The organism is Achromobacter spanius, assembly GCF_029637605.1.
Taxonomy (GTDB): Bacteria; Pseudomonadota; Gammaproteobacteria; order Burkholderiales; family Burkholderiaceae_B; genus Achromobacter; species Achromobacter spanius_E.
Window position 1 is genome coordinate 1,317,731 of sequence record NZ_CP121261.1, and the last position, 24,089, is coordinate 1,341,819.

Annotated in this window: 16 protein-coding genes; 8 read left to right on the forward strand and 8 right to left on the reverse strand. The window is 63.4% G+C overall.

The annotated features are described in order from the left end of the window. Entirely contained in the window at positions 1 to 744 is a 744-nt protein-coding gene (locus tag P8T11_RS05805) for an aspartate/glutamate racemase family protein (protein WP_268077831.1), read from the forward strand. 94 nt (positions 745 to 838) lie between these two features. On the opposite strand, the gene P8T11_RS05810 is transcribed toward P8T11_RS05805, so the two are convergent. From P8T11_RS05810 to proC, 7 genes are all read right to left on the reverse strand, one after another. Beyond that, on the reverse strand, positions 839 to 1,540 hold the full coding sequence (locus P8T11_RS05810; RefSeq protein ID WP_268082435.1) for an ABC transporter ATP-binding protein: 702 nt from the start codon (positions 1,538 to 1,540) through the stop codon (positions 839 to 841). After that, entirely contained in the window at positions 1,540 to 2,307 is a 768-nt protein-coding gene (gene livG / locus P8T11_RS05815) for a high-affinity branched-chain amino acid ABC transporter ATP-binding protein LivG (RefSeq protein WP_268077830.1), read from the reverse strand. Before livG ends, P8T11_RS05810 begins: the two co-directional genes overlap by 1 nt. Then, complete coding sequence (locus tag P8T11_RS05820) at positions 2,304 to 3,539, reverse strand: high-affinity branched-chain amino acid ABC transporter permease LivM (protein ID WP_268077829.1); 1,236 nt, start codon at positions 3,537 to 3,539, stop codon at positions 2,304 to 2,306. Before P8T11_RS05820 ends, livG begins: the two co-directional genes overlap by 4 nt. Continuing rightward, complete coding sequence (gene livH, locus P8T11_RS05825; protein WP_050444678.1) at positions 3,539 to 4,465, reverse strand: high-affinity branched-chain amino acid ABC transporter permease LivH; 927 nt, start codon at positions 4,463 to 4,465, stop codon at positions 3,539 to 3,541. The genes P8T11_RS05820 and livH overlap by 1 nt, the downstream gene beginning before the upstream one ends. A 189-nt stretch (positions 4,466 to 4,654) precedes the next feature. After that, positions 4,655 to 5,770 (reverse strand): high-affinity branched-chain amino acid ABC transporter substrate-binding protein, encoded by a 1,116-nt coding sequence (locus P8T11_RS05830; protein WP_268077828.1) that lies wholly within the window; start codon positions 5,768 to 5,770, stop codon positions 4,655 to 4,657. A 457-nt stretch (positions 5,771 to 6,227) separates the two neighbouring features. Beyond that, positions 6,228 to 6,782, reverse strand: coding sequence for a queuosine precursor transporter (locus tag P8T11_RS05835; protein WP_268077827.1), 555 nt, complete (start codon positions 6,780 to 6,782; stop codon positions 6,228 to 6,230). After that, positions 6,779 to 7,612, reverse strand: a complete 834-nt coding sequence (proC, locus tag P8T11_RS05840) for a pyrroline-5-carboxylate reductase (RefSeq protein ID WP_268077826.1) — start codon at positions 7,610 to 7,612, stop codon at positions 6,779 to 6,781. Before proC ends, P8T11_RS05835 begins: the two co-directional genes overlap by 4 nt. A gap of 193 nt (positions 7,613 to 7,805) precedes the next feature. Here proC and ugpB point away from each other — a divergent pair, with 193 nt between their 5' ends. The 4 genes from ugpB to P8T11_RS05860 all read left to right on the forward strand — a co-directional run bounded on the left by ugpB (position 7,806) and on the right by P8T11_RS05860 (position 12,210). Next, positions 7,806 to 9,119, forward strand: coding sequence for a sn-glycerol-3-phosphate ABC transporter substrate-binding protein UgpB (ugpB, locus tag P8T11_RS05845; RefSeq protein ID WP_268077825.1), 1,314 nt, complete (start codon positions 7,806 to 7,808; stop codon positions 9,117 to 9,119). A gap of 198 nt (positions 9,120 to 9,317) precedes the next feature. Beyond that, positions 9,318 to 10,199 (forward strand): sn-glycerol-3-phosphate ABC transporter permease UgpA, encoded by an 882-nt coding sequence (ugpA, locus tag P8T11_RS05850; RefSeq protein WP_050444673.1) that lies wholly within the window; start codon positions 9,318 to 9,320, stop codon positions 10,197 to 10,199. Positions 10,200 to 10,220: 21 nt separating this feature from the next. Beyond that, a complete protein-coding gene (gene ugpE, locus P8T11_RS05855) occupies positions 10,221 to 11,072 on the forward strand; it encodes a sn-glycerol-3-phosphate ABC transporter permease UgpE (protein ID WP_100855851.1) in 852 nt (283 codons plus the stop codon). A gap of 49 nt (positions 11,073 to 11,121) precedes the next feature. Continuing rightward, positions 11,122 to 12,210 (forward strand): sn-glycerol-3-phosphate import ATP-binding protein UgpC, encoded by a 1,089-nt coding sequence (locus P8T11_RS05860; protein ID WP_268077824.1) that lies wholly within the window; start codon positions 11,122 to 11,124, stop codon positions 12,208 to 12,210. Between the two features lie 147 nt (positions 12,211 to 12,357). On the opposite strand, the gene P8T11_RS05865 is transcribed toward P8T11_RS05860, so the two are convergent. Beyond that, positions 12,358 to 13,485, reverse strand: coding sequence for a branched-chain amino acid ABC transporter substrate-binding protein (locus P8T11_RS05865; RefSeq protein WP_268077823.1), 1,128 nt, complete (start codon positions 13,483 to 13,485; stop codon positions 12,358 to 12,360). 268 nt (positions 13,486 to 13,753) lie between these two features. Between P8T11_RS05865 and P8T11_RS05870 the strand changes: the two genes are divergently transcribed. The 3 genes from P8T11_RS05870 (at position 13,754) to P8T11_RS05880 (ending at position 24,063) form a co-directional block, all read left to right on the forward strand. Beyond that, entirely contained in the window at positions 13,754 to 14,350 is a 597-nt protein-coding gene (locus tag P8T11_RS05870) for an RBBP9/YdeN family alpha/beta hydrolase (RefSeq protein ID WP_268077822.1), read from the forward strand. 681 nt (positions 14,351 to 15,031) lie between these two features. Beyond that, positions 15,032 to 22,711 carry a type I polyketide synthase gene (locus P8T11_RS05875; RefSeq protein WP_268077820.1) on the forward strand — a complete coding sequence of 2,560 codons (7,680 nt, stop codon included), beginning with the start codon at positions 15,032 to 15,034 and terminating at the stop codon, positions 22,709 to 22,711. Between the two features lie 20 nt (positions 22,712 to 22,731). Further along, positions 22,732 to 24,063 (forward strand): aminotransferase class I/II-fold pyridoxal phosphate-dependent enzyme, encoded by a 1,332-nt coding sequence (locus P8T11_RS05880; RefSeq protein WP_418910339.1) that lies wholly within the window; start codon positions 22,732 to 22,734, stop codon positions 24,061 to 24,063. The last annotated feature ends 26 nt before the right edge of the window (positions 24,064 to 24,089 follow it).

Here is a 24,089-nt window from a genome sequence, read left to right on the forward strand (position 1 = left end):
GTGAAGACGATTTCCCAGGGCTGCTACCTGGGTGTATTGGGCGGTATGGGCCCCATGGCCGGCGCGGCCTTTGCCCTACGCCTGGCGGCGCTGACGCCCGCCGCGATTGACCAGCAACACATCCCCACCTTGCTGCGCAACGACCCCCGCATTCCCGACCGCTCCAGCGCCTATATGGCCGGCGGTGAAAGCCCGCTGCCCCATATGGTCCAAGGCGTGCGTTTTCTGGAAGAGGCTGGCGCGCAGCTGATCGCCATCCCCTGCAACACCGCGCACCTTTGGTACGCCGATATCGCAGCCAGCACGGCCGTGCCGGTGCTGCACATCATTGACGCGGTCATCGATGACCTGCGCCGCCTTGGGCTGCCGCGCGGGCGCATCGGCCTGATGGGCACGTCCGCCACGCTGAAACTGGGCTTGTACCAGCAGCACCTTCAGGCGCAAGGCTACGAGTGCATCGTGCCCGACGACGACGAGGTCGAACGCTACTGCATGGGGTCCATACGCGCCGTCAAAGGCAACCGCCTGGAAGAGGCCTTAGCCCCCGCCGCCGAGTGCATCGCCCGCCTGAAAGCGCGCGGCGCCGACGCCGTGGTGCTGGGCTGCACCGAACTGCCGCTGGCCGTGCCGCATGCGCTGCGCCCCAGCCTGGGCGTGACGCTCACGGATTCGATCGACGCGCTTGCCCGCGCGGCCATCGCGCATTACGAAGCCGACCTGGCCAAGCAACGCATCGCCGCCTGACCGGCAACGCGCAACCCCTGGCCGAAGGCGAAAAAAAAGCGCATCTTTCGATGCGCCCGAATTTCCCTTCGCGGGGAAGCCGTCAACGTGATGCTTATCCGCCCAGGTAGGCCTTGCGGACTTGATCGTTGACCAGCAAATTGGCGCCCGTGTCTTGCAGCACGACGCGACCGTTTTCCAGCACATATCCGCGATCGGCCACGCCCAGCGCCTTGTTCGCGTTCTGTTCCACCAGGAACACCGTCACGCCTTGTTCGCGGATCTCGCGGATGATGTCGAAGATCTGCGCGATCACCAGCGGCGCCAGGCCCAAGGTGGGTTCGTCCAGCAACAACAAACGCGGCCGCGTCATCAGCGCGCGGCCGATGGCCAGCATCTGCTGCTCACCGCCCGACATCAGCCCGGCGCGTTGCGCCGCGCGCTCTTTCAAGCGCGGGAACAAGCCGTAGACGTGGTCGATGCCCGCCTCGATTTCCGAGCGCTTCGAAAAGAAGCCGCCCATCATCAGGTTTTCAGCCACCGTCAGGTCTTTGAACACCCGCCGGCCTTCAGGCGAAATGGCGATGCCACTGCGCATGATGTGGTGCGTGTCCTTCTGGGTGATGTCTTCGCCATCAAACGTGATCGTGCCTTCACGCGCGCGGGGGTTGCCGCACACCGTCATCAACAGCGTTGTCTTGCCGGCGCCGTTGGCCCCGATCAGCGTGACGATCTCGCCCTGGTTCACTTCCACCGACACGCCGTTCAATGCCTGGATGGCGCCGTAGTAGGTGTGTATGTTTTCCAGCTTAAGCATCATTCCTCCCCCAGGTACGCTTTGATCACGCGCTCGTCGTTGCGCACCGCATCGGGGGTGCCCGTCGTGATGGGCTTGCCGTGTTCCATGACGAGGATACGGTCCGAAATGCCCATGATCAGGCTCATGTCGTGCTCGATCAGCAGCACGGCCACGCCGAATTCGCGCCGAAGCTGGTCGATAAGCGCTTGCAGATCGCGCTTTTCCTGCGGGTTCAGGCCAGCCGCCGGCTCGTCCAGCATCAGCAGACGCGGCTTGGTGATCATGCAGCGCGCGATTTCCAGGCGTCGCTGGTGCCCGTACGCCAGGTTGCCCGCCTCGCGGTTGGCGAATTCACGCAGCCCCATGAAATCCAGCCACTGCGCCGCGCGCGCCAGCGCATCGGTTTCCGACTGCCGATAGCCCTTGAGCTTCAACAGGCCCGGCAGCAGCCGTGATTCCACCTGGGTGTGCTGGGCCACCAGCAGGTTTTCCAGCACGGTCAACTGCTTGAACAGCCGCACGTTCTGGAAGGTGCGCACCAGTCCGTGGCGGGCGACCTTGTGGCTGGGCAAACCGTTGATCGGCTTGCCGTCCATGATGATCTCGCCCGCGGTGGGCGCATAGAAGCCGCCCACGCAGTTGAACACGGTGGTCTTGCCGGCCCCGTTGGGGCCGATGATGGCGAACACCTCGTCGGATTTGACTTCGAACCCCACGCTGTCCACGGCCAAGAGGCCGCCGAACCGCATCGTGAGCCCGGATACTTTCAGCAATGCCTCGCTCATTTAGACAGCTCCACGTGGGGACGCTTCATGGGCAACAACCCCTGCGGACGCCACATCATCATCAACACCATCACCAGACCGAACATCAGCATCCGGTATTCGGCGAACTCGCGCGCCAGCTCGGGCAGGACGGTCAGCAAGATGGCCGCCAGAATCACGCCCACCTGCGAACCCATGCCGCCCAGCACCACAATGGCCAGAATCAGCGCCGATTCAATGAAGGTGAACGACTCCGGGTTCACCATGCCCTGGCGGGCCGCGAAGAACGCGCCTCCAAAACCGGCGAACGTGGCGCCCAGCGTGAATGCCGACAGCTTGATGCGCGTGGGATTCAGCCCCAGCGAGCGGCAGGCGATTTCGTCTTCGCGCAAGGCTTCCCAGGCGCGGCCGACCGGCATGCGGATCAGGCGCGTGGATACGGCAAGCGTGATCAGCGCCAGCAGCAAGGCCATCAGGTACAGATAGATCACCATGTGCTGGTTGTCGAACGTCAGGCCAAAGTAGTCATGGAACGTCGTGGCGCCTTCCGTGCTGGCGCGACGCGTCATTTCCAGGCCGAACACCGTGGGCTTCGGAATACCGGAAATGCCGTCAGGGCCACCCGTCAACGTGTTCAGGTTGATGAGCAGCAGGCGGATCATTTCGCCAAAGCCCAAGGTCACGATCGCCAGGTAGTCACCGCGCAGCCGCAACACCGGAAAGCCCAGCACGAAACCGAACAAGGCCGCCATCGCCCCCGAAAACGGCAGCGCTTCCCAGAAGCTCCAGCCACCCCAGTGATACAGCAAGGCATACGTGTACGCGCCCACCGCATAGAAGCCGACAAAGCCCAGGTCCAGCAGGCCGGCAAAACCCACCACGATGTTCAGCCCCAGGCCCAACATCACGTAGATCAGCACCAGCGTGGCAATGTCAACCGAGCTGCGGCCCGAGAAGAATGGCCACACGACCGCTATCGCTAGCAGCAACAGCATCAGCCCTTTGTGGGTCTTGGCGGGTGCGGCCGGCAAAGTCGGCAGCGACGTCTTCAGCTTGCGGAACGGCGCGGCAAGCCAGGGCCGCAGCATCTGGAAGGCGAACACCACGGCCGCGGCAAGCGCCACCAGCCCCCAGTTCGGTTCCATCGACGTGCGCGCGCCCTGACGGATCAGTTGCAGGCCGAACACCGGCGTAACGATCACTGCCGTCAGCACGGCAGCCATCGTGGCGTTTTTAAGATTGTTCTTAGACATCAGACTTTTTCCACCTCAGGTTTGCCCAGCAGCCCGGTGGGACGGAACAGCAGAATCAGGACCAGCAGCGAGAACGCCACGATGTCCTTGTACTGTGACGAGATATACGCGGCCGCGAAGGTTTCGGCCAGGCCCAGCAGCACGCCGCCCAGCATGGCGCCGGGGATGCTGCCAATGCCGCCCAGCACCGCCGCCGTAAAGGCCTTGATGCCGGCCAGGAAGCCGATGAAGGGATTCAGCTTGCCGATGGTGATGGCGATCAGCACGCCACCCACCGCCGCCAGGATCGCGCCCATCACGAACGTGAACGAGATCACGCGGTTGGTGTCGATGCCCAGCAGGTTGGCCATGTGCATGTCTTGCGAGCAGGCGCGCGAGGCGCGGCCCATGCGGGAATACTTGATGAACAGCGTCAGGGCGATCATCAGCACCACCGTCACCACGATGATCATGATGCGCGAATACGGCACCGTCACGTCGAAGTCGGTTCCCATGTGGAACTGCACGGCGCCGGATATCAGCGAGGGCACGGCCATGTCGCGCGCGCCCTGGCCCAGGGCCACCCAGTTCTGCAGGAAGATCGACATACCGATCGCCGAGATCAGCGCCACCAGGCGGGGGCTGCCTCGCACTGGCCGATACGCAACGCGCTCGACCGAAAAGCCATATACGCCGGTCACGGCAATGGCCACGAGCAACATGGAGGCAATGATGAACGGCATCGGCAAACCGCTGTTGGTGCCGATGGCTGTCAAGGTGACCAGGCCGACATAGGCGCCGATCATATAGATTTCGCCGTGGGCGAAGTTGATCATCCCGATGATGCCGTAGACCATTGTGTAGCCGATGGCGATCAACGCGTAGATCGCGCCCAGGGACAATCCGTTGAAGAATTGCTGGGTAAGTTGGGGTATGAGGTCAGACATTATCTAATGCTCCAAATGGTTCCGGCCCCGGTGAAGAGACCCGGAGCCGGAAACCTGGGCGTATTTTCTAAGGGCCTGTGGTCACCGCCTGCCGGCCGCACAGCGCTTTTGGCGCATCGCTACGCGGATTACGGCACAACGAAGACAACAGGCCCTACACGCCGGCACCGCGCCGGCGAGATCGCGAGTTTACAGCTGGGTCTTCTTACCGTCCTTGTCCCACTTGTAGACGGCGAATTCGAAGTCCTTCAAGTCGCCCTTGGCGTCATATTCGACCTTGCCGATACCGGTGTTGAACGTCGTCTTGTGCATGTAGTCCGCGACCTTGGCGGGGTCTTCGCCCACGGCGTTGATGCTGTCGGCCAGGATCTGCACCGCGGCATAAGCAGGCATCTGGAAAGCGCCGTCCGGATCGCGCTTGGCGTCCTTGAAGGCCTTCACAATGCCTTCGTTGCCAGGCAGCTTGGTGAAGTCAGCCGGCAGCGTGACCAGCAGGCCTTCGATGGCCGGACCGGCGATGGCCACCAGGTCCTGGTTGGCCGTGCCTTCCGGACCCATGAACTGAACGTTCAGGCCCTGTTCGCGCGATTGGCGCAGCAGCAGGCCGAGTTCGGGGTGGTAGCCGCCGAAGTAGACCAGGTCAACGCCTTCGGACTTCAGCTTGGTGATGATGGCCGAGTAATCGCTGTCGCCAACGTTGATGCCTTCAAACATCGACACATTGACGTTCTGCTTGGCCAGCGCGTCCTTGACCTGGGTGGCGACACCCGAGCCGTAGGTTTGCTTGTCGTGCAGGATGGCGACCTTCTTGGGCTTGAGCGTCTTGGCGATGTAGTTGGCGGCGTACGGGCCTTGCTGGTCGTCGCGGCCAATGGTGCGGAAGAAGAAATGCGGCTTGATGGTGTCAGTCACCAGCGGCGACGTGGCGCCCGGGGTGATGCCGACAATGCCCTCTTCCTCGTACACCTTCACGGCGGCCACGGTCACGCCCGAGCAAGCATGGGCCACGGCGAACTTGGCGCCGGAGTTGACCACGCGGTTGGCGGCCGGCACGGCCTGCTTGGGTTCGCAGCCGTCGTCGATCAGGATCGGCTCGAGCTTCTTGCCCTTGACGCCGCCCTTGGCGTTGATGGATTCGATGGCGGTCAAGGCGCCGGCCTGGATCTGGTCGCCATATTGGGTGTTGGGGCCGGTCATGGGCTGGGGAATGCCAATCTTGATGGTGTCGGCGGCGTGCGCGGCGCCAGCCAAGGCAAGTGCCCCAAGCGCCATGGCTACCGGGGTAAGGCGATTCAGAAACTTCATGCGGAGTTCTCCAGCGAGGTTTTGAGCGGCTCTGATTGAAACGGCTTGTTGGGTGGATACCCCGCCATCCGTATCTCGCGTCGCCGGCTTCTTGGGCAAAAACACGGTGTGGGCGGTATTCTGGGAGCAAGCCGACATACTGTCACTGCGTGTAATCCCCAATATTTCCCGGCAAACCTTTAATCGTGACGCATCAGCTTTGCAAGCCCATGAAAATACGGGAAATTTGCGGAGTTTGCCTTCGATTCCAGCTGGCGCGCCGCATGATTTTGTGCAGTGGCCGATATATGAATAATCATTAATACGGCGTTCGAATATGCATTTAAATACAGTGCTTACGCCGGACTTACGGTTAATGATTATTGGGTTAATGAATTCCGCATAATCTGCCGCCCAAGAAAAACGCGCATCGGGGCGTCTGCTACGCCGCGATGCGCGTCCATTTCAATGCCCGAGGTCAGGCGTTGGCCGGCTTGGCCAGGTTCCACATCAGCGCCCGGAACGGCGCCAGCATGCTGATGTTGACCACCAGCTTGACGGCCAGGTCGCCCAGCATCCACGTCGTCCATGGCGCGCCGGTGGCCGCGAAGGCCACGCTGAAGAACACCGCGGTGTCCAGCACGGCGCCCAACACGCCCGATACCAGCGGCGCGCGCCACCAGCGCTGGTCGCGCAAACGATCAAAGACCTGGATATCCACCAATTGCGCGCAGATATAGGCCAGACCCGAGGCCAGCGCAATACGCGGCGACGCCACCCAGAACGACACCACCAACGCTGCCGCAAAGCCGAACCAGACCACACGGCGCGCGGCCGACGGGCCAAAGCGCCGGTTCAACACATCGGTAACCAGGAAGGCGATCGGGTAAGACAGGCCGCCCCACGTCAACCAATCGTTAAGCGGCACCTGCACCAGAATGTTCGAGCCCACCACCACCAGCAGCATGCACAGCACGGCAATACCGAACTGCGCACGGCTCATCGGCGGAAAGAGCTGGCTTGCCTTGGTCATTGCCCGAATTCCTCGGCCAGCTCGCGAGACCGGCGCGCCGCGGCCGCCATGGCGTCTTCCACAATGCCGGCAAACCCCGCCGCGCCAAACGCAGCCAGCGCCGCGGCCGTGGTGCCGCCCTTGGACGTGACGCGCTCGCGCAGCACCGACAAGGGGTCTGACGATTCGGCCGCGAGCCGGGTTGCGCCCGCCAGCGTGCCCAAGGCCAGTTGCTTGGCCTGCGCCTCGGTCAGGCCGACCTTCACGCCGCCCGCCACCAAGGCTTCAAGGAACAGGAACACATACGCCGGGCCGCTGCCCGACAAGGCCGTCACGCCATCCAGCGCGGCGTCGTCCGCCACCCACACCACCTGCCCCACGCTTTCCAACAGGCTTGCCGCCAAGGCGCGATCGCCTTCGCTGACGCCATCCAGCGCCGCCAGGCCCGTCACGCCCGCGCCCACCAATGCGGGCGTATTGGGCATGCAGCGCACCAGACGCTTGAACGGCGCGTCGGCTGATCCCAGCCAGCCCGCCAGCGTGTCCGCCCGGATTCCCGCCGCCACGCTGACCACCAAGGTGTCGTCTTGGAGCCACTGACGCGCGGATGCCACAACATCTTTCATGTTCTGCGGCTTGACCGCGAACACCCAAACGCGGCATCGGGCCAAGGCCTCGTCCGGGGCCACTGCCGTGGTCATGCCACGCGCCTGCCAGGCTGCGTGGCTATCCTTATTAATGTCAATGACATGGATGCTCCCGGCGGGGCATACTTTGCCGGCCAGTCCGGAGGCCAAAGCGGCCGCCATATTGCCGCCGCCAATGAACGCAATCGAAAGTTCGTTTTTCATAGGCGGGCATTGTAGTCGGTCGGCTCCGCTGGGGAAAAAAAAGAAAATGTTCGTTCGCGCCTGAAACGCACAATTTGACAGGCGTTTGCAGTGGTGTGAAAGTCACGGTTTTGTCACAAACAATTCATAAGGTGTCGTGTTTTCCGTGTACGGACAACCCGTTCACAACACGCCCATCAGGAGCAACCTCATCATGCGATCCCACCGTATTGCTTTAACCTTCGCAGCCGTCATGGCCGCGTTCGCGGGCGCGTCCGCGCATGCCGCCACCGAGATCCAGTTCTGGCATTCGATGGAAGGCGCCCTGGGCGACCGCGTCAATGGCCTGGTCGAAGACTTCAACAAGAAGAACCCCGACTACCAGGTCAAGGCGATCTACAAGGGCAACTACGGCGAATCCATGAATGCCGGCATCGCCGCGTTCCGCGCCGGCAACGCCCCGGACATCCTGCAAGTGTTCGAAGTTGGCACCGCCACCATGATGTACGCCAAGGGCGCCATCAAGCCGGTGCAGCAGATGTCGGAAGAAGCCGGCAACCCGATCGATCCGAAGGCGTTCATCGGCGCCGTGGCTGGCTACTACTCGTCGGCCGACGGCAAGCTGGTGTCGATGCCGTTCAATAGCTCGACCGTGGTTTTCTACTACAACAAGGACGCCTTCAAGAAGGCAGGCCTGGACGCCGACAATCCGCCCAAGACCTGGGAAGAGCTGGCCGCCGCCGGCCAGAAGCTGAAGGCCGCTGGCCAGGAATGTGGCTACACCACCTCGTGGCCGTCGTGGACCCAGCTGGAAACGTTCTCGGCCTGGCATAACGTGCCCTACGCCACCAAGGACAACGGTTTCGGTGGCCTGGACGCCCGCATCGCCATCAACACCCCGCTGCACGTGCGCCACCTGGAAAACCTGGCCAAGCTGGGCAAGGAAGGCATCTTCATGTACGGCGGCCGCGGCGACGAGCCGAACTCGCTGTTCATCAGCGGCAAGTGCGCCATGATCACCGGCTCGTCCGGCCTGCGCGCCAACATCGCCAAGAACGCCAAGTTCGAATTCGGCACCTCGACCCTGCCTTACTACGCCGACGTGAAGGGCGCGCCGCAGAACACCATCATCGGCGGCGCATCGCTGTGGGTCTTCGCCAACAAGAAGCCGGAAGTCTACAAGGGCGTGACCGCCTTCTTCCAATACCTGGCCTCGCCTGAAGTCGCCGCGCGCTGGCACCAGCAGACCGGCTATGTGCCGGTCACCAAGGCCGCTTACGAGCTGACCAAGAAAGAAGGCTTCTACGACAAGAACCCGGGTACCGAAGTCGGCGTGAAGCAATTGAACGTGGAAACCACCGCGCAATCGCGTGGCCTGCGCCTGGGCTTCCTGCCGCAGATCCGTGAAATCGAAGACGCTGAAATCGAACGCATCGTGTCCGGCAAGGTTACGGCCAAGGACGGCACCGAGAACATCGTCAAGCGTGGCAATGAGTTGCTGGAAAAGTTCGAGAAGAGTGTAAAGTAGCGCCCTTTCCGGGATTCGGCCGGGTGATTGCTTCACGGCATTTCTCAAGCGTGACAATGACTTAACGGCCAATCCGGATACGAGCGCAAGGCTTGAAGCCCTGGTTATAAAGGGGCTTCAAGCCTGTCGTATTTTTATGAAGCGGTTTCAAGCGGCGGTTACTCCAACCGCCGCTTTTCTGTACCTTGGGTACCCCCTATGGAAAAACGCGTTGTCTTTGGGCATAAGACCCTGCCCTATCTGCTGCTGTTGCCGCAGCTGATCATTACCGTGGTCTTCTTTTTCCTGCCCGCCGGACAAGCCATGTGGCAGTCCATGCGGCTGGAAGATGCCTTCGGCCTGTCGTCCGAGTTCGTCGGGCTCGACAACTTCATGGAACTGTTCTCGCAACAGGCTTACCTCGATTCCTTCCGCGTCACCGCCGTCTTTTCGATACTGGTGGCTGCCGTGGGTCTGGGCGTGTCCTTGCTGCTGGCCGTCATGGCCGACCGCGTGATTCGCGGCGCGGGGCTCTACAAGACCCTGTTGATCTGGCCCTACGCCGTGGCGCCCGCCGTCGTCGGCGTATTGTGGCTGTTCATGTTTTCGCCTTCCGTGGGCATCCTGGCCGTGGCGCTGCGCAACTCCGGCGTCGACTGGAACCCGCGCCTGGACGGCAACCAGGCCATGATGCTGGTGCTGGCGGCCGCCGTCTGGAAGCAGATCTCGTACAACTTCCTGTTCTTCCTGGCCGGCCTGCAATCGATTCCGCGTTCGCTCATCGAAGCCGCCGCCATCGATGGCGCCAGCCCGGCGCGCCGCTTCTGGACCATTGTGTTCCCGCTGCTGTCGCCCACCTCGTTCTTCCTGCTGGTCGTCAACATCATCTATGCCTTCTTCGACACCTTCGCCATTGTGGACACCACGACGCAAGGCGGTCCGGGCACGGCAACGTCCATCCTGGTCTACAAGGTGTACAGCGACGGCTTCCGTGGGCTGGATCTGGGTTCGTCCGCGGCCCAGTCGGTCATTCTGATGTTCATTGTGGTTGCCTTGACGGTCGTACAGTTCCGCTACGTCGACCGCAAAGTGCAGTATTGATTTTGTTCGAGGCTAATAACAATGGTTGAACGCCGTCCCTGGCTGGATATTCTGGCCCACGTCATTCTGCTTTGCGGCGTGGCGATGGTGGCATTTCCGCTCTACATCACTTTCGTTGCGTCTACCCAGACCGCTCAGGAAGTGGCGCAGGCGCCGATGTCGCTGATCCCCGGTCCGCACTTTGTCGAAAACTACATGCAGGCGCTGTTTGGCGGCTCGTCCGGCGGTTCGTCGGGCGCCCCCGTCGGCCGCATGATGTACGTCAGCCTGATCATGGCGCTGTCGATTTCCATCGGCAAGATCGCGATCTCGCTGCTGTCGGCATTCGCGGTGGTGTATTTCCGCTTCCCCGGCCGCATGTTCTTTTTCTGGATGATCTTCGTCACGCTCATGCTGCCCGTCGAAGTCCGGATTGCGCCCACCTACAAGGTGGTAGCCGACCTGGGCATGCTCAACAGCTACGCCGGCCTGACCTTGCCGCTGATCGCCTCGGCCACCGCCACCTTCCTGTTCCGCCAGTTCTTCCTGACGGTGCCGGACGAGCTCATCGAGGCCGCGCGCATTGACGGCGCGGGTCCGGTGCGGTTCTTCTTCGACGTGCTGTTGCCGTTGTCCAAGACCAGCATCGCCGCCCTGTTCGTGATCCAGTTCATCTACGGCTGGAACCAATACCTGTGGCCCCTGCTCATCACCACGCAGGAAGACATGTACCCCGTCGTCATCGGCATCAAGCGGATGATCAGCGGCGGCGACAGCGTGACCGAATGGAACATCACCATGGCCACCGCCATGCTGGCCATGATTCCGCCGGCGCTGGTCGTCATCCTGATGCAGAAATGGTTCGTCAAGGGTCTGGTCGACACTGAAAAGTGACGCTTGCCCACCCGCACCCACCCGAACACGACTCCGAACACGAATAAACATGGCTACTCTCAGCTTCCGTAACGTCAAGAAAACCTATGCCGGCAACGTGCCGGTCATCCATGGCATCGACATGGAGGTGAAAGACGGTGAATTCATCGTCATCGTCGGGCCGTCCGGCTGCGGCAAGTCCACGCTGATGCGCATGGTCGCCGGCCTGGAAACCGTGACCAGCGGCGACATCGTCATCGACGACAAGGTCGTCAACAACCTGGAACCCGCCGAACGCGACATCGCGATGGTGTTCCAGAACTATGCGCTCTACCCGCACATGACCGTGTTTGAAAACATGGCCTATGGCTTGAAGATCCGCAAGTTCTCGAAGGACGAGATCAAAAAGCGCGTGGACATCGCCGCGCAGATCCTGGAACTGGGTCACCTGCTGGAGCGCCGCCCGCGCGCGCTGTCCGGCGGCCAGCGCCAGCGTGTGGCCATGGGCCGCGCCATCGTGCGTGAACCCAAGGTGTTCCTGTTCGACGAACCCTTGTCGAACCTGGACGCCAAGCTGCGCGTGGCGATGCGCCTTGAAATCATGAAGCTGCATCGCCGCCTGGGCACCACCAGCCTGTACGTGACGCACGACCAGGTTGAAGCCATGACGCTGGCGCATCGCATGATCGTCATGTATCAGGGCGTGCCCGAGCAGATCGGCACCCCCATGGAAGTCTTCGAAAAGCCCGCCTCGACCTTCGTGGCCGGCTTCATCGGGTCGCCCCCGATGAACCTGATGGAAGTGCAGGTGGCCGGCGACGGCACCGTGCAGACCACCGACGGCATGGCGCTGGAAATCTCGCCGCTGCAAGTGCCGTCCCAGGTGCGCGGCCGCAAGATCATCATGGGCATGCGCCCCGAGCACATGCTGCTGAACACGCAAGGCGTGCCAGCCGAAGTTGAAATGGTCGAAACGCTGGGTTCGGAACAACTGGTGCATTGCCGCTGCGGCAAAAGCACGCTGGTGGTGCGCTGCACGACGCGCCAATTGTCGGAAGCGTCAGCCAAGGTGGGCGATCGCGTCAACGTCGGCCCGGACGGCCGCCACCCGCTGCATTGGTTCGAGGCCGAAACCGGCCGCCGGGTGCAGGGTCTGTAAACCGTAGATCGTCACAGCGATCGCCTGGCGCAGGTGCCAGGCAAAAGAATCGGGCCGCAAGCCATGTCATTGGCTTGCGGCCCGATTCACATGCAGCGCCGGCGGCGCGCAAGCGCGCCACCGTGTCACTACATTACTGTCTCAGCATTACTTATAGACGGTCTTGGAACCGTCCTTGTGCCAGGTGAACACGTCGAACTTGAAGTTCGTCAGGTCGCCCTGCTTGTTCCACGACACCTTGCCGATCGGCGTGTCGAAGGAATTGGCGTGCAGGTACTTGGCCACCTTGGTCGGGTCATCGCTGCCCGCGCCCTTGATGCCGTCCGCAATGACCTGGGTGGCCGCGTAGGCCGTCATCTGGAAGGCGCCGCCGGGGTTGCGCTTCTTGGCTTCAAAGGCCTTCACGATGTCGGCGTTGGCGGCGTTCTGGGTGAAGTCAGCCGGCAAGGTCAGCAACATGCCTTCAACGGCGTCACCGGCAATGGCGTTGATGTCGGGGTTGCCCGTGCCTTCGGGACCCATCCACTTTGCCTTCACGCCCTGCTCGGCTGCCTGGCGCAGCAACAGGCCCATTTCGGGGTGGTAGCCGCCGTAGTAGACGAAGTCCACGCCTTGCGCCTTCAGCTTGGTGATCACGGCCGAATAGTCGCTGTCACCGGCGTTCACGCCTTCAAAGATCGCGACGGGCACGCCGCCCTTTTCCAGGTCATTCTTGACCGCCGTGGCGATGCCCTGGCCGTACGACTGCTTGTCGTGCAGCACGGCGGCCTTCTTCGGCTTGATCTTTTCCAGGATGAACTGCGCAGCGGCGGGGCCTTGCTGGTCGTCGCGGCCGATCGTGCGGAAGATGAACTCGTAGTTCTTGCCGTCGGTGACCGCTGGCGCCGTGGCCGACGGGGTCACCATCACCACGCCTTCGTTGTTGTAGATGTCGGCGGCGGCAATGGTTGCGCCCGAGCACACATGGCCCACCACGAAACCGATCTTGCTGTTGACGACGCGGTTGGCCGCAACCGGGCCTTGCTTGGGCTCGCAGCCGTCGTCAATCACCACCGCTTCAAGCTTCTTGCCGTTCACGCCGCCCGCGGCATTGATGCGTTCAATGGCGGTGTCCACGCCCTCGCGGACCATGTCGCCATATTGGGTAACGGCGCCCGTCGTGGGGCCGACGACGCCGATCTTGATGGTTTGCGCATGCGCGCCCGCGGCAAACGTCAGGCCGGCGGCAACGCCAAGTGCCGCAAAGACCGGGGTCAGACGAAATGTTGGCTTCATGAGTGGACTCCTCTGATGGCTTGTAATCGTTGGTTTTCGTATCGGGCGGACGCCGGAATTCAAAATAATCACGCCCCGTTACGGTGCTTTTGCACGGCAAGCATACACCGAAAAAAGCGGGCTTTTGGAGCCCATCCGGGCCGGTTTCCGATGCTTGAGCGCTGCGGGAGCCGTCTCGCGGCATGCGTTTGTTTTATATCCCGCAAGGCATATGCAATAGACGATTTATTCGTTTGAGTTACTAACGGCGCGCGGCATCATGGCCGCCATGAGACTCCAACCGATCATCGTCCCCGGATGGAAAAACTCCGGACCCGACCACTGGCAGTCACGCTGGGCCAGCGTGCTGCCCCATGCGGTGCGCCTTGAACAACGCGATTGGGAAAATCCGGAACCGGCCGAATGGGTGTCCACATTGGCGGGCGAAGTTGACCGCGCGCGTTGCCCGGTGCTGATCGTTGCCCACAGCCTTGGCTGCCTGATCACCGCCAGCCTGCCCGTGCCCTTGCGGGCCAAAGTCGCCGGCGCCCTGCTGGTGGCGCCCGCCGACGTTGAACGGCCCGACGCCCCATCCTGCCTGCGCGGCTTCGCACCCATTTCCCGCCATTCGCTGCCCTTTCAGAGCGTGGTCGTTGCCAGCGATGACGACCCCTATTGCGCCCTGGAACGCGCCCGCGCCTTTGCAGAAGACTGGGGTAGCCGCATCGTGGTCATGCACGGCGCCGGGCACATCAATGCAGCAAGCGGTTTGGCAGACTGGCCCGAGGGGCTGAAAATACTAGGCGCCCTGCGACGCCGCGCCGCGTGGCGCATCCCCTGCCCGGCCAAGCGCATCCCTCCCGTTCCCGTTTGCGGAGCACCTTGATTTATTAAGTAGCATTAAGTCACAAAGAACGGTTTTAAGAGCTTGGTGATCCATTACACTCCCGCAGCGTCGCCGGAACTTAGCCGAAATTAGGCACTTTGTGCCACGACTATTGCAAATTATGCGATTAATTGCTGAAGTGGCCCAAGGTTTCCCCCCACGTGAATCCTTTTGATTAATCTTGCCCAAAACAAGTTACAAATGATTGATATGCTACGCCCCGAGAAGCGCGGGGTCAGCGAAATGAAAGCTTGAGGATCGCTGTCCCGCATGGGGGGCCGTGGGGGTTCGAACCCGCGCCCGGGCGGGTCGTAAACCTCGGTATCCGGTAAAATCATTCAGTTCCAATCCAAATGTTTCTGCGGCCGAACCGCATACATGCCCCGCCCTTGCACAAGCGAGCGGTCGAGAAGGCATTGGTTCGGTGAAATAACACTAAACAATGAAAACTCAGAGCAATCCCATGGCGCGCCGGCAGCAGCGCCAACGCAGTGTCCACAGCAAGGGGGCCATCCTCGCGATGGCGGTACACCGGAGAATCAGCGTGTCGGGCCGTATCGGCGGCGCTTGAGGCGCCCGGCCATCTTGGCGTTCCAGCCATGATTGGCCTCTGTTCCCCCCGCGGCGCGACCGCGAATTCATATTCCTTGCCGGTGTACGGCCGGGTAAGAAGGACACTGCATGGCTAAGCGCGTTGCCGTAATCGGGCTTTCGTTCCGGTTCCCCAGCACTACCACGGACACTTACTGGCCGGATCTACTTGACGGCCGCGACCTGGTCACCCAGGTTGCCGAAGACCGCTGGTCCCCCGACGCCTACCTGCATCCCGCCAAAGACCACCCTGGGTCTGCCTACACTTTTGCCGCCGGCTCCATCGGCGACATATCCGGATTCGACGCGGGCTTCTTCGGTATTTCGCCGCGCGAAGCCGCGTTGATGGATCCGCAACAACGCCTGCTGCTGGAAATGAGCTGGGAGGCCATGGAGCAGGCCGGCGTCCGCCCTTCTACCCTGCGCGGATCCAACTGCGGTGTCTATATAGGTATTGCCAGTTCGGATTACGCCTACCGCATGGCCGAAGACCTGAACGCCGTCGACGCATCGATGGCAACGGGCAACACCGCCAGCATCGCCGCCAACCGCCTGTCGTACTTCTTCGACCTGCGTGGCCCCAGCATCGCCATGGACACGGCTTGCTCGTCGTCGCTGGTGGCCTTCCACCAGGCCTGCCGCGCCATCGCCTCCGGTGAATGCAGCCAAGCCCTTGCGGGCGGCGTCAGTCTGCACCTGCATCCTTACGGTTTCATTACCTTTTCCAAAGCATCCATGCTGTCGCCCCGCGGCCGCTGCAATGTCTTTGACGCGGCGGGCGACGGCTATGTGCGGTCGGAAGGCGGCGGCATCTTCCTGCTGAAAGACTATGACCAGGCCCTGGCCGATGGCGACAACATCCTGGCGGTTGTCGCCGGGTCCGCCGTCAACACCGACGGCCGCAAGTCTGGCCTGACCGTGCCCAGCGCCGATGCGCAGGCCACGTTGATGCGCCAGGCCTACGAACAGGCCGGCATCTCGCCAGCTGACATCGATTACCTGGAAGCCCACGGCACCGGTACCGCTGTTGGTGACCCCATTGAAACGCGCGCCATCGGCGCGGCGCTGGCCCAGCAACGCAGCAAAGACGCCCCGTTGCCCATCGGTTCCGTCAAAAGCAACCTGGGCCATCTGGAAGCCGCTTCCGGCGTGGCCGGCCTGGTCAAGGCGCTATATGTATTGCGCCACCGCGTCGTGCCGGCCACCATCGGCATCAAAACGCTGAACCCCAAGATTGAATTCCGGGAATGGAATCTGGACGTCGTCACCCAGAACCGCAAGCTGCGCCAGACGGGCAAGCTGGTGGTGGGCGTGAACTCGTTCGGCTTTGGCGGGGCCAACGCCCACGTCATTCTGGAAAGCCCGCCGCCACGCAACCCGGCCGCCGAAGGCAAGATGGCCAAGACCGCGCCGATTCCGGTGGTGGTCTCGGGTAAATCACCCCAGGCCCTGAAAGCCGCCGCCCGGCAAATGGCCGACGTATTGCGCGACCAGCCCGCCCGCTTCCTTTACAACGCCGCCTACCACGCCGCCATGCGCCGCGACTGGCACGGCGAACGCGCCGTCGTCTTCGGCACGCAATGCAATACCGTGGCTGAATTGCTCCTGCAATTCGCCGACGGCGCGGAATCCAAGCACGACGTGGTCACCGGCAGCGCGCTAAGCCAGGCGCGCGGCCCCGTCATGGTCTATTCCGGCAACGGATCGCAATGGGCCAACATGGGCCGCCGGCTGTTGTCCGACCCCGTCTTTGCCACCGCCATCGACGAGGTCGATGCGCTGTTCTCGCAGTACGCCGACTTTTCCCTGCACAAGGAACTGGCCGGTGAAAACGGCGACGACCGCTACCAACGCACCGAAATCGCGCAGCCCGCGTTGTTTGCCCTGCAAGTGGGCATCACGCGCATGCTGGCGCAGCGTGGCGTCGTGCCCCGCGCCGTCATTGGGCACAGCGTGGGCGAAGTGGCCGCCGCCTGGGCCTGCGGCGCGCTGAGCCTGCCGGACGCCGTGTGCGTCATCTTCCAGCGCAGCCGCCTGCAAGGCCAGACCAAGGGCCAAGGCCGCATGACTGCCGTTGGCATCAGTGGCGAAGCCGCGCAAGCCTTGATCGCCCTGCACAACCTGGGCGCCTCGGTCTGCGTGGCCGGCTACAACAGCCAGCGTGGCGCCACCGTTGCCGGCGCGCCGGAATCGTTAAGCATTCTTGAAGCCGCCTTGGCCGAAGAATCCCTTTTCTTCCGCCGGCTGGACCTGGACTACGCCTTCCACAGCCCCGCCATGGACGGCATCGAAGCCGATATCCGAGGCGCGCTGGCCAACATCCAGCCTCGGGCAAGCGATGTGCCCTTCTATTCCACGGTAACCGGCGCAGCCCTGGACGGCGCGTCGCTGACCGCCGAGTACTGGTGGCGCAACGTGCGCGAGCCCGTACGTTTCGAACAGGCCGCCAACCAGCTCGCCGCGCAAGGCAACAATATTTTTATGGAAGTGGGCCCGCACCCGCTGCTGCGTTCCTACCTGAACGACACGCTCAAGGCGGCCGACATGCAAGGGCGCGTGCTTAGCACGTCTACCCGTGGCGGCGACGACCCCGAGAAAATCTGGATGGCCGCGGGCCAGGTCATCGTCAGTGGCGGCCAGATCGACCTGCAATCGCTCTTCCCGTGGGAGGGTCCCGCCGTCGACCTGCCCACCTACCCCTGGCAGCGCGAACGCCACTGGCACCCCACCACCCCGGAATCCCTGGGCCTGCTGTCGCGCCGCCGCGTGCACCCGCTGCTGGGCTGCCCCATGCAGCAGCACGAGCACACCTGGGAAAACCAACTCGACACCCAATCCCATCCGGCCTTGGCCGACCACGTGGTGGGTGATGCCGTCGTATTCCCCGGCACCGGCTTTGCAGAAATTGCGCTGGCCGCCGCGCTGCAGTGGCAAACCAGCGACTACGCCGAACTTGAAGAACTGGAAATCCACGCGCCGCTGCTGCTGAATGCATCGCCCAGCAAGCTGACCCGCCTGCTGCTGGACGACGCCGACGGGCGCTTCCGCATCACCGCCAAAGACACCAACAGCACCGAGCCCTGGGTCAAGCACGCCAGCGGCCGCCTGCTGCGCGAGCCCGGCCGCGCCCGCCTGACGCAAAGCGAACTCAGCCTGCCCACCCGCGCACCGGATTTCACCGGCCAAACGCACAACGCACTGACGTGCGCGGTGGGGCTGGACTACGGCCCTGCCTTCCGCGCCGTATCCCACGGCTGGATTGAATCCGACACCAGCGTACTGGCGGTGCTGCAAGCCGACGCCAGCCTGGCCGCCGAACTGGGCGCCACGCACCTGCACCCGGCCCTGCTCGATTGCGCCTTCCAACTGATTATTCAATTGCTGCGCAACGACCCCGCCATGGGGCAAGGCATTGCCTTCGTGCCCGCCAAGATCGGACGCCTGACGCTGCGCGCCAACGCCGGCCAGCCCGCCGCCGCCCGAGTCCGCCTGGAACGCCGCGCGCCGCATTCGCTGACCGCCAGCTTCGAACTCTATAACGCCGCCGGCGAACAGATTGCCGCCGTCGAGCAAGCCCGTTTCCGCAGCATCCGCCTGCGCAAACCCGCCGCCGACAACCTTAGCTTTCTGGATGCCATCGCCACCCCGCGTCCGCACGCGCCCTTTGGCCCCAATCCGCTAGACCATGCATCGCTGCGCACCGCCCTGGCCGACGCCATTGCCGCCTGCGTGCAAGACGGCGCGCACGACCGCTACGCCCAAGAAGTCGACCCGCTTCTGGACAGCCTGTGTTACGGCTTTGCGCTGGACGCATTGCGCCAGATTGCGCCCGACGGCTTGCTGCTGCCGCAGGCGCTGGTGACCGAACTGCGCCGCCATGCGCCAGATACCGCGCTGCTGCTGGACCACACGATTGCCCGCTTGACGTCCGCCGGCTTCGCCGAGGCCAGCGCCGCCGGCATCCACCTGCCCGCACAAGACGACAGCGACAGCCGCACGTCTGACATCTGGAACACCCTGCTGCGCGAATACCCCGACTACGCGCAGATCGTCCACGCCGTTGGCCGCGTTGGCCTGCACCTGCCCGCCCTGTTGCGCGGCGAGGCTGCCTTGGACGACGTCTGCCCGCGCGCCAGTACCCCCGCCGCCATCAGCCGCAGCGCCTTGGGCGCGGCCAGCGGCCAACGCCTGGGCACCGCCCTGCGCGGCATCCTGGAACAGGCGCAAGCCAATCGCGTACCCGGCCAACGCCTGGCCATCATTGAAGTCGGCCAAGCCGCGCCGCTGTTCGCGTCCAACTGCTGCGACGCCCTGGACTTCAACGTGGCCGACTACTGCTACGCGTCGAACCAGGCCGACGTGCTGGACCACGTTGCCCATCAGCAAGCCGAACGCTATCCCAATGCGCAAACCGAACTGATCGCCGACAGCAGCGAAGGCGGCGCAAGCCCCACCGCCCGTTGCGACCTGGCCCTTTTCCATTGCGAATTCGACACACTGGAAGCCGCCCGCGCGGCCCTGCGCCACGCCCGCGCCAGCCTCCGGCCTGGCGGCCTGCTGGTGTTGTGCAGTGCGCACCCCACCGCCTGGGGCGACTTCGTCTTTGGTGGACGCCAAAACTGGTGGCAGACCGGCGAAAACGGCGAACAGCTCTCCACGCAGCAACCCGCCGATTTCTGGCTGGATGAACTGCAATCGCTGGGCCTGCATTGCGACAGCCCGCTGGCGTTTTCGGACTCCGTTGCCACCGGTGCGTACCTGCTGACCGCGCGCTTCGATGACGCTGACGCCGATATCGCCAATACCGCGAACGCCGTCGCCAACAACACCGCCATCGAGCCCGCCAACTGGCTCATCCTGGCGGACCGCAATCCTGAGCACGGCGCCGGCCTGGCCCAGTCGCTGGAAGCCGCCCTGACCCGCGCTGGCCACCACGTCCGCATGGCCGCCGGTGTCGCCGCCGACGCCCTGGACGACTTGCTGCGCAACGGCGGGGTCGGCCCCGTCAGCCATGTCGTGCATCTGGATGGGCTGGCCTGGGTTGATCGCCAAGACGCGAGCCCCGCAGCCGCTCAAGAAACCGCCCAAAATCTACTGACCAAGCAAACCCGCCGCTGCGCATTGGCCGCCGCCGTCATCCAGGCCTGCGAGCGCACGCAAACCAACGCAACGCTTTGGCTGGTTACCGCCGACGCCGCTCAGTACCTGCGTACCGCGCCAAGCGCCTCGGCCGGCATGCATGCGTTGAACGATGCCGCGCTGTGGGGCTACGGCCGCACGCTGGCCAACGAAGCATCCAACTTCCGCGTCCGCATGGTCGACCTGCCGCTGGCGCAAATGCAAACGCAGGCGAACCCGTTGGTGGACGCCCTGGCGCGCGAGTTCGTGCACCAGGACAACGAAGACGAAATCATTCTTGACGACTCCGGCGCCCGCTACGCGCCGCGCCTGCGTCAAGCCACGCGCCCGACGCAAGACGCGTCCGACCTGCGTGCGTCACAAGCCGTGCGCCTGGGCTTTGAATTCCCCGGCCAGTTGCGCAACCTGCGCTGGGAATCCTGCGCCGCGCCCGCCCCGGCTGACGACGAGCTTGAAGTCCGCATCGAAGCCACCGGCCTGAACTTCCGCGACGTCATGTACGCGCTGGGCCTGCTGTCCGACGAAGCCATCGAGAACGGCTTTGCCGGCCCCACGCTGGGCCTGGAGTTTTCGGGCACCGTCATCCGCGTGGGCTCGGACGTGGACGACTACGCCGTCGGCGACGCCGTCGTAGGCTTTGGCCCCGCCAGCTTTGGCGACCGCGTGCTGACCAAGCCCAGCGCCATCTCGCACATACCCGAAGGCTTCTCGTTTGAAGCCGCCGCCACCATTCCCAGCACCTTCTTCACCGTCTACTACGCGCTCCACCACCTGGCGCGCCTGGAAGAAGGCGAAAAGATCCTGATCCACGGCGCGGCTGGCGGCGTGGGCATTGCCGCCATCCAGTTCGCACAATGGCTGGGCGCGGAAATCTACGCCACCGCCGGCTCGGACGAAAAGCGTGACCTGCTGCGCCTCTTGGGTGTGCGTCACATCTATGACTCGCGGTCCTTGTCTTACGCCGATGAAATTCTGGCCGACACCGACGGCTGCGGCGTCGACGTCGTATTGAACTCGCTGGCGGGCGAAGCCATCAACCGCAACCTGCGGGTGCTCAAACCCTTTGGCCGCTTCCTGGAACTGGGCAAGCGCGACTTCTACGAGAACACCCGCATCGGCCTGCGCCCATTCCGCAACAACATCAGCTACTTCGGCATCGATGCCGATCAACTGATGAACGAGCGGCCCGACCTGACGCAACGCCTGTTCGCGCAGATGATGGCCTTGTTCCGCCAGGGCGCGCTGCATCCGCTGCCCTACTCCGTGTTTGACGCCAACGACATCGTCGACGCCTTCCGCTACATGCAGCAGGCACGCCAGATTGGCAAGATCGTCATCACGTATCGCAACGGCATCAGCGGCATCCACACGCCCGCCACCCCGCATCGTGCCGGCCTGACGCTGCCCGCCGACGCCACCTACCTGGTCACCGGCGGCCTGGGCGGTTTTGGCCTGCGCACCGCGCAATGGCTTGCCGACAAGGGCGCCCGCAACCTGGTCCTGATCAGCCGCAGCGGCCCCACCACCGACGCCGCGCAAGCCGCCATCGCCGCCTTCCAGGCCCAAGGCGTGCGCGTGCACGCCGCCGCCTGCGACGTCACCGACCGAAAGGCCCTGGCCCGACTGCTTGACGAAACAGCCACCACGCTGCCGCCCCTGAAAGGCGTCGTCCACGCCGCCGTTGTCATCGACGACGGCCTGGCCCGCAGCACCACCCCTGAACAAATTGAACGCACGCTTGCCGCCAAGGTGCTGGGTGCACAACACCTGCACGAGCTGACGCGCACGCTTCCGTTAGACCTGTTCATCTTCTATTCGTCGGCCACCACCTTGTTCGGCAACCCCGGACAAAGCAACTACGTCGCCGCCAACACCTGGCTGGAACGCCTGGCCGCGCAACGCCGTGCCGACGGGCTGCCGGCCACCTGCGTACGCTGGGGCGCCATCGACGACGTCGGCTTCCTGGCCCGCAACCAGAAGATCAAAGACGCCCTGCAAGGCCGCATGGGCGGCGGCGCGCTGGCGTCCCAGATCGCCCTGGATGCGCTGGAAGACATGCTGGTGGCCGACGTGTCCGGCCTGGGCGTGCTGGAACTGGACTGGCGCGCGCTTAGCCGCTTCCTGCCCACCGCCGGCCTGCCCAAGTTCTCGGACATCGCCCGCCGCGCCGGCGATGCCGGTGACGACGACGGCGGCGCCGACGACATCGCGCACATGATCGCGACCCTGGACGACGCTACGCTGCACGAACGCTTCACCGACATGCTCAAGACAGAAATCGGTGAAATCCTGCGCGTGTCGCCCGACAAGATCGAAGCCACCCGGTCCGTCTACGACATGGGCCTGGACTCGTTGATGGGCGTTGAACTGGTCGTGGCCCTGGAGAACCGCTTTGGCATCCGCCTGCCCGTGATGGCGCTCAACGAAAGCCCCACGCCCGCCAAACTGGCGGAACGCCTGGTGCTGCTGCTGCGCGACGAACACAGCGACGCCCAATGCGATGCCCTGGCCGCCAGCGTGCAGCAAGTGGTTGCCAGCCACGCCGCCGAAGTCGGCTCCAGCACCGTGTCTGACTTCGTCGACGAAATCAAGATGAACGGCAGTCTTCCCAAGCAACGCATGATCCAGTAGGCCAGAATTAATTGAGCACCGTGAAGAAGCTGCCGGGCCTTGCCGCCGGCATCAAGGACAAGATCATCCAGCAAGCGCTGGAGCGCAAACTGCGCCAGGCCTCGGCACCCGCCGGCCAGGCGCCCGCGCGCCCCGCCGAGAAAAAGGCCGAGATCCCGGAAGAGCACTACCGCTTCCATCTACACCCCGGCTACCAGCAACTGCGCATCATCAACGACGGCGCGCAACGGCTGGGCGTGAAGAACCCCTTCTTCAAACTGCACGAAGGCAAGGCCGGCGCCGACACCCAGATCAACGGCCGCGAGTACGTCAACTACGCCAGCTACAACTACCTGAACATGTCCGGCGACCCGGTCGTGGCCGCCGCCGCCAAAGCCGCCATCGACCGCTACGGCACGTCCGTTTCCGCCAGCCGCCTGGTATCGGGCGAACGCCCCATACACCGCGAACTGGAAATGGAAATTGCCGCGCTGTACGGCGTGGACGACGCCATTTCATTCGTCAGCGGCCACGCTACCAACGTATCCACCATCGGCTACCTGTTCGGCCCGCGCGACCTGGTGCTGCACGACGAACTGATCCACAACAGCGTCCTGCAAGGCATCCAGCTGTCAGGCGCCCGCCGCCTGCCCTTCCCCCACAACGACTGGGAATCGCTGGACTCCATCCTGAACGAACAACGCCACCAGTTTGAACGCGTGCTGATCGTGCTGGAAGGCATCTACAGCATGGACGGCGATTTTCCGGATCTGCCCCGCTTCATTGAGATCAAGCAACGCCATCGCGCGTTCTTGATGGTGGATGAAGCGCATTCACTAGGCGTGATGGGCGCGCGCGGGTATGGCATCCGCGAGCACTTCGGCGTGGATGGGAAAGACGTGGACATCTGGATGGGCACGCTGAGCAAGACGCTGGCGGGCTGCGGAGGGTATATCGCCGGTGAGACGGCGCTGGTGGAGCACTTGAAGTTTCTGGCGCCGGGGTTTCTGTATAGCGTCGGGATGCCGCCTAGTGTGGCGGCGGCGTCATTGGCGGCGTTGCGGCGGATGAAGGAAGTGCCGGAAAGAGTGACTGCGCTGCAGGCGCGCGGGAAGTTCTTTCTGGAGCAGGCGAAGGCCGCGGGGATTGATACGGGAACGAGCACCGGGCTGGCGGTCGTGCCAGCGATTATGGGGAGCTCGTTGAAGGCGACCCGGGTGTCAGCGGCGCTGTTTAAGCAAGGGATTAATGTCCAGCCGATTCTGTATCCGGCGGTGCCGGAGAAGTCGGCAAGGTTGAGATTTTTTATTTCTTGTATGCATACGGAGGGGCAGATCGTGGAGACGATTGCCGCTTTCTCGAGACTATCTTGAATCACATGTGCAGATAAACCAACGCC

What these genes read in the sequence shown, in the direction of transcription:
- P8T11_RS05810 (WP_268082435.1), bottom strand. Translation starts at nt 1,540, where the DNA reads ATGCTTAAGCTGGAAAACATACACACCTACTACGGCGCCATCCAGGCA.
- livG (WP_268077830.1), bottom strand. Translation starts at nt 2,307, where the DNA reads ATGAGCGAGGCATTGCTGAAAGTATCCGGGCTCACGATGCGGTTCGGC.
- P8T11_RS05820 (WP_268077829.1), bottom strand. Translation starts at nt 3,539, where the DNA reads ATGTCTAAGAACAATCTTAAAAACGCCACGATGGCTGCCGTGCTGACG.
- livH (WP_050444678.1), bottom strand. Translation starts at nt 4,465, where the DNA reads ATGTCTGACCTCATACCCCAACTTACCCAGCAATTCTTCAACGGATTG.
- P8T11_RS05830 (WP_268077828.1), bottom strand. Translation starts at nt 5,770, where the DNA reads ATGAAGTTTCTGAATCGCCTTACCCCGGTAGCCATGGCGCTTGGGGCA.
- P8T11_RS05835 (WP_268077827.1), bottom strand. Translation starts at nt 6,782, where the DNA reads ATGACCAAGGCAAGCCAGCTCTTTCCGCCGATGAGCCGTGCGCAGTTC.
- proC (WP_268077826.1), bottom strand. Translation starts at nt 7,612, where the DNA reads ATGAAAAACGAACTTTCGATTGCGTTCATTGGCGGCGGCAATATGGCG.
- ugpB (WP_268077825.1), top strand. Translation starts at nt 7,806, where the DNA reads ATGCGATCCCACCGTATTGCTTTAACCTTCGCAGCCGTCATGGCCGCG.
- ugpA (WP_050444673.1), top strand. Translation starts at nt 9,318, where the DNA reads ATGGAAAAACGCGTTGTCTTTGGGCATAAGACCCTGCCCTATCTGCTG.
- ugpE (WP_100855851.1), top strand. Translation starts at nt 10,221, where the DNA reads ATGGTTGAACGCCGTCCCTGGCTGGATATTCTGGCCCACGTCATTCTG.
- P8T11_RS05860 (WP_268077824.1), top strand. Translation starts at nt 11,122, where the DNA reads ATGGCTACTCTCAGCTTCCGTAACGTCAAGAAAACCTATGCCGGCAAC.
- P8T11_RS05865 (WP_268077823.1), bottom strand. Translation starts at nt 13,485, where the DNA reads ATGAAGCCAACATTTCGTCTGACCCCGGTCTTTGCGGCACTTGGCGTT.
- P8T11_RS05870 (WP_268077822.1), top strand. Translation starts at nt 13,754, where the DNA reads ATGAGACTCCAACCGATCATCGTCCCCGGATGGAAAAACTCCGGACCC.
- P8T11_RS05875 (WP_268077820.1), top strand. Translation starts at nt 15,032, where the DNA reads ATGGCTAAGCGCGTTGCCGTAATCGGGCTTTCGTTCCGGTTCCCCAGC.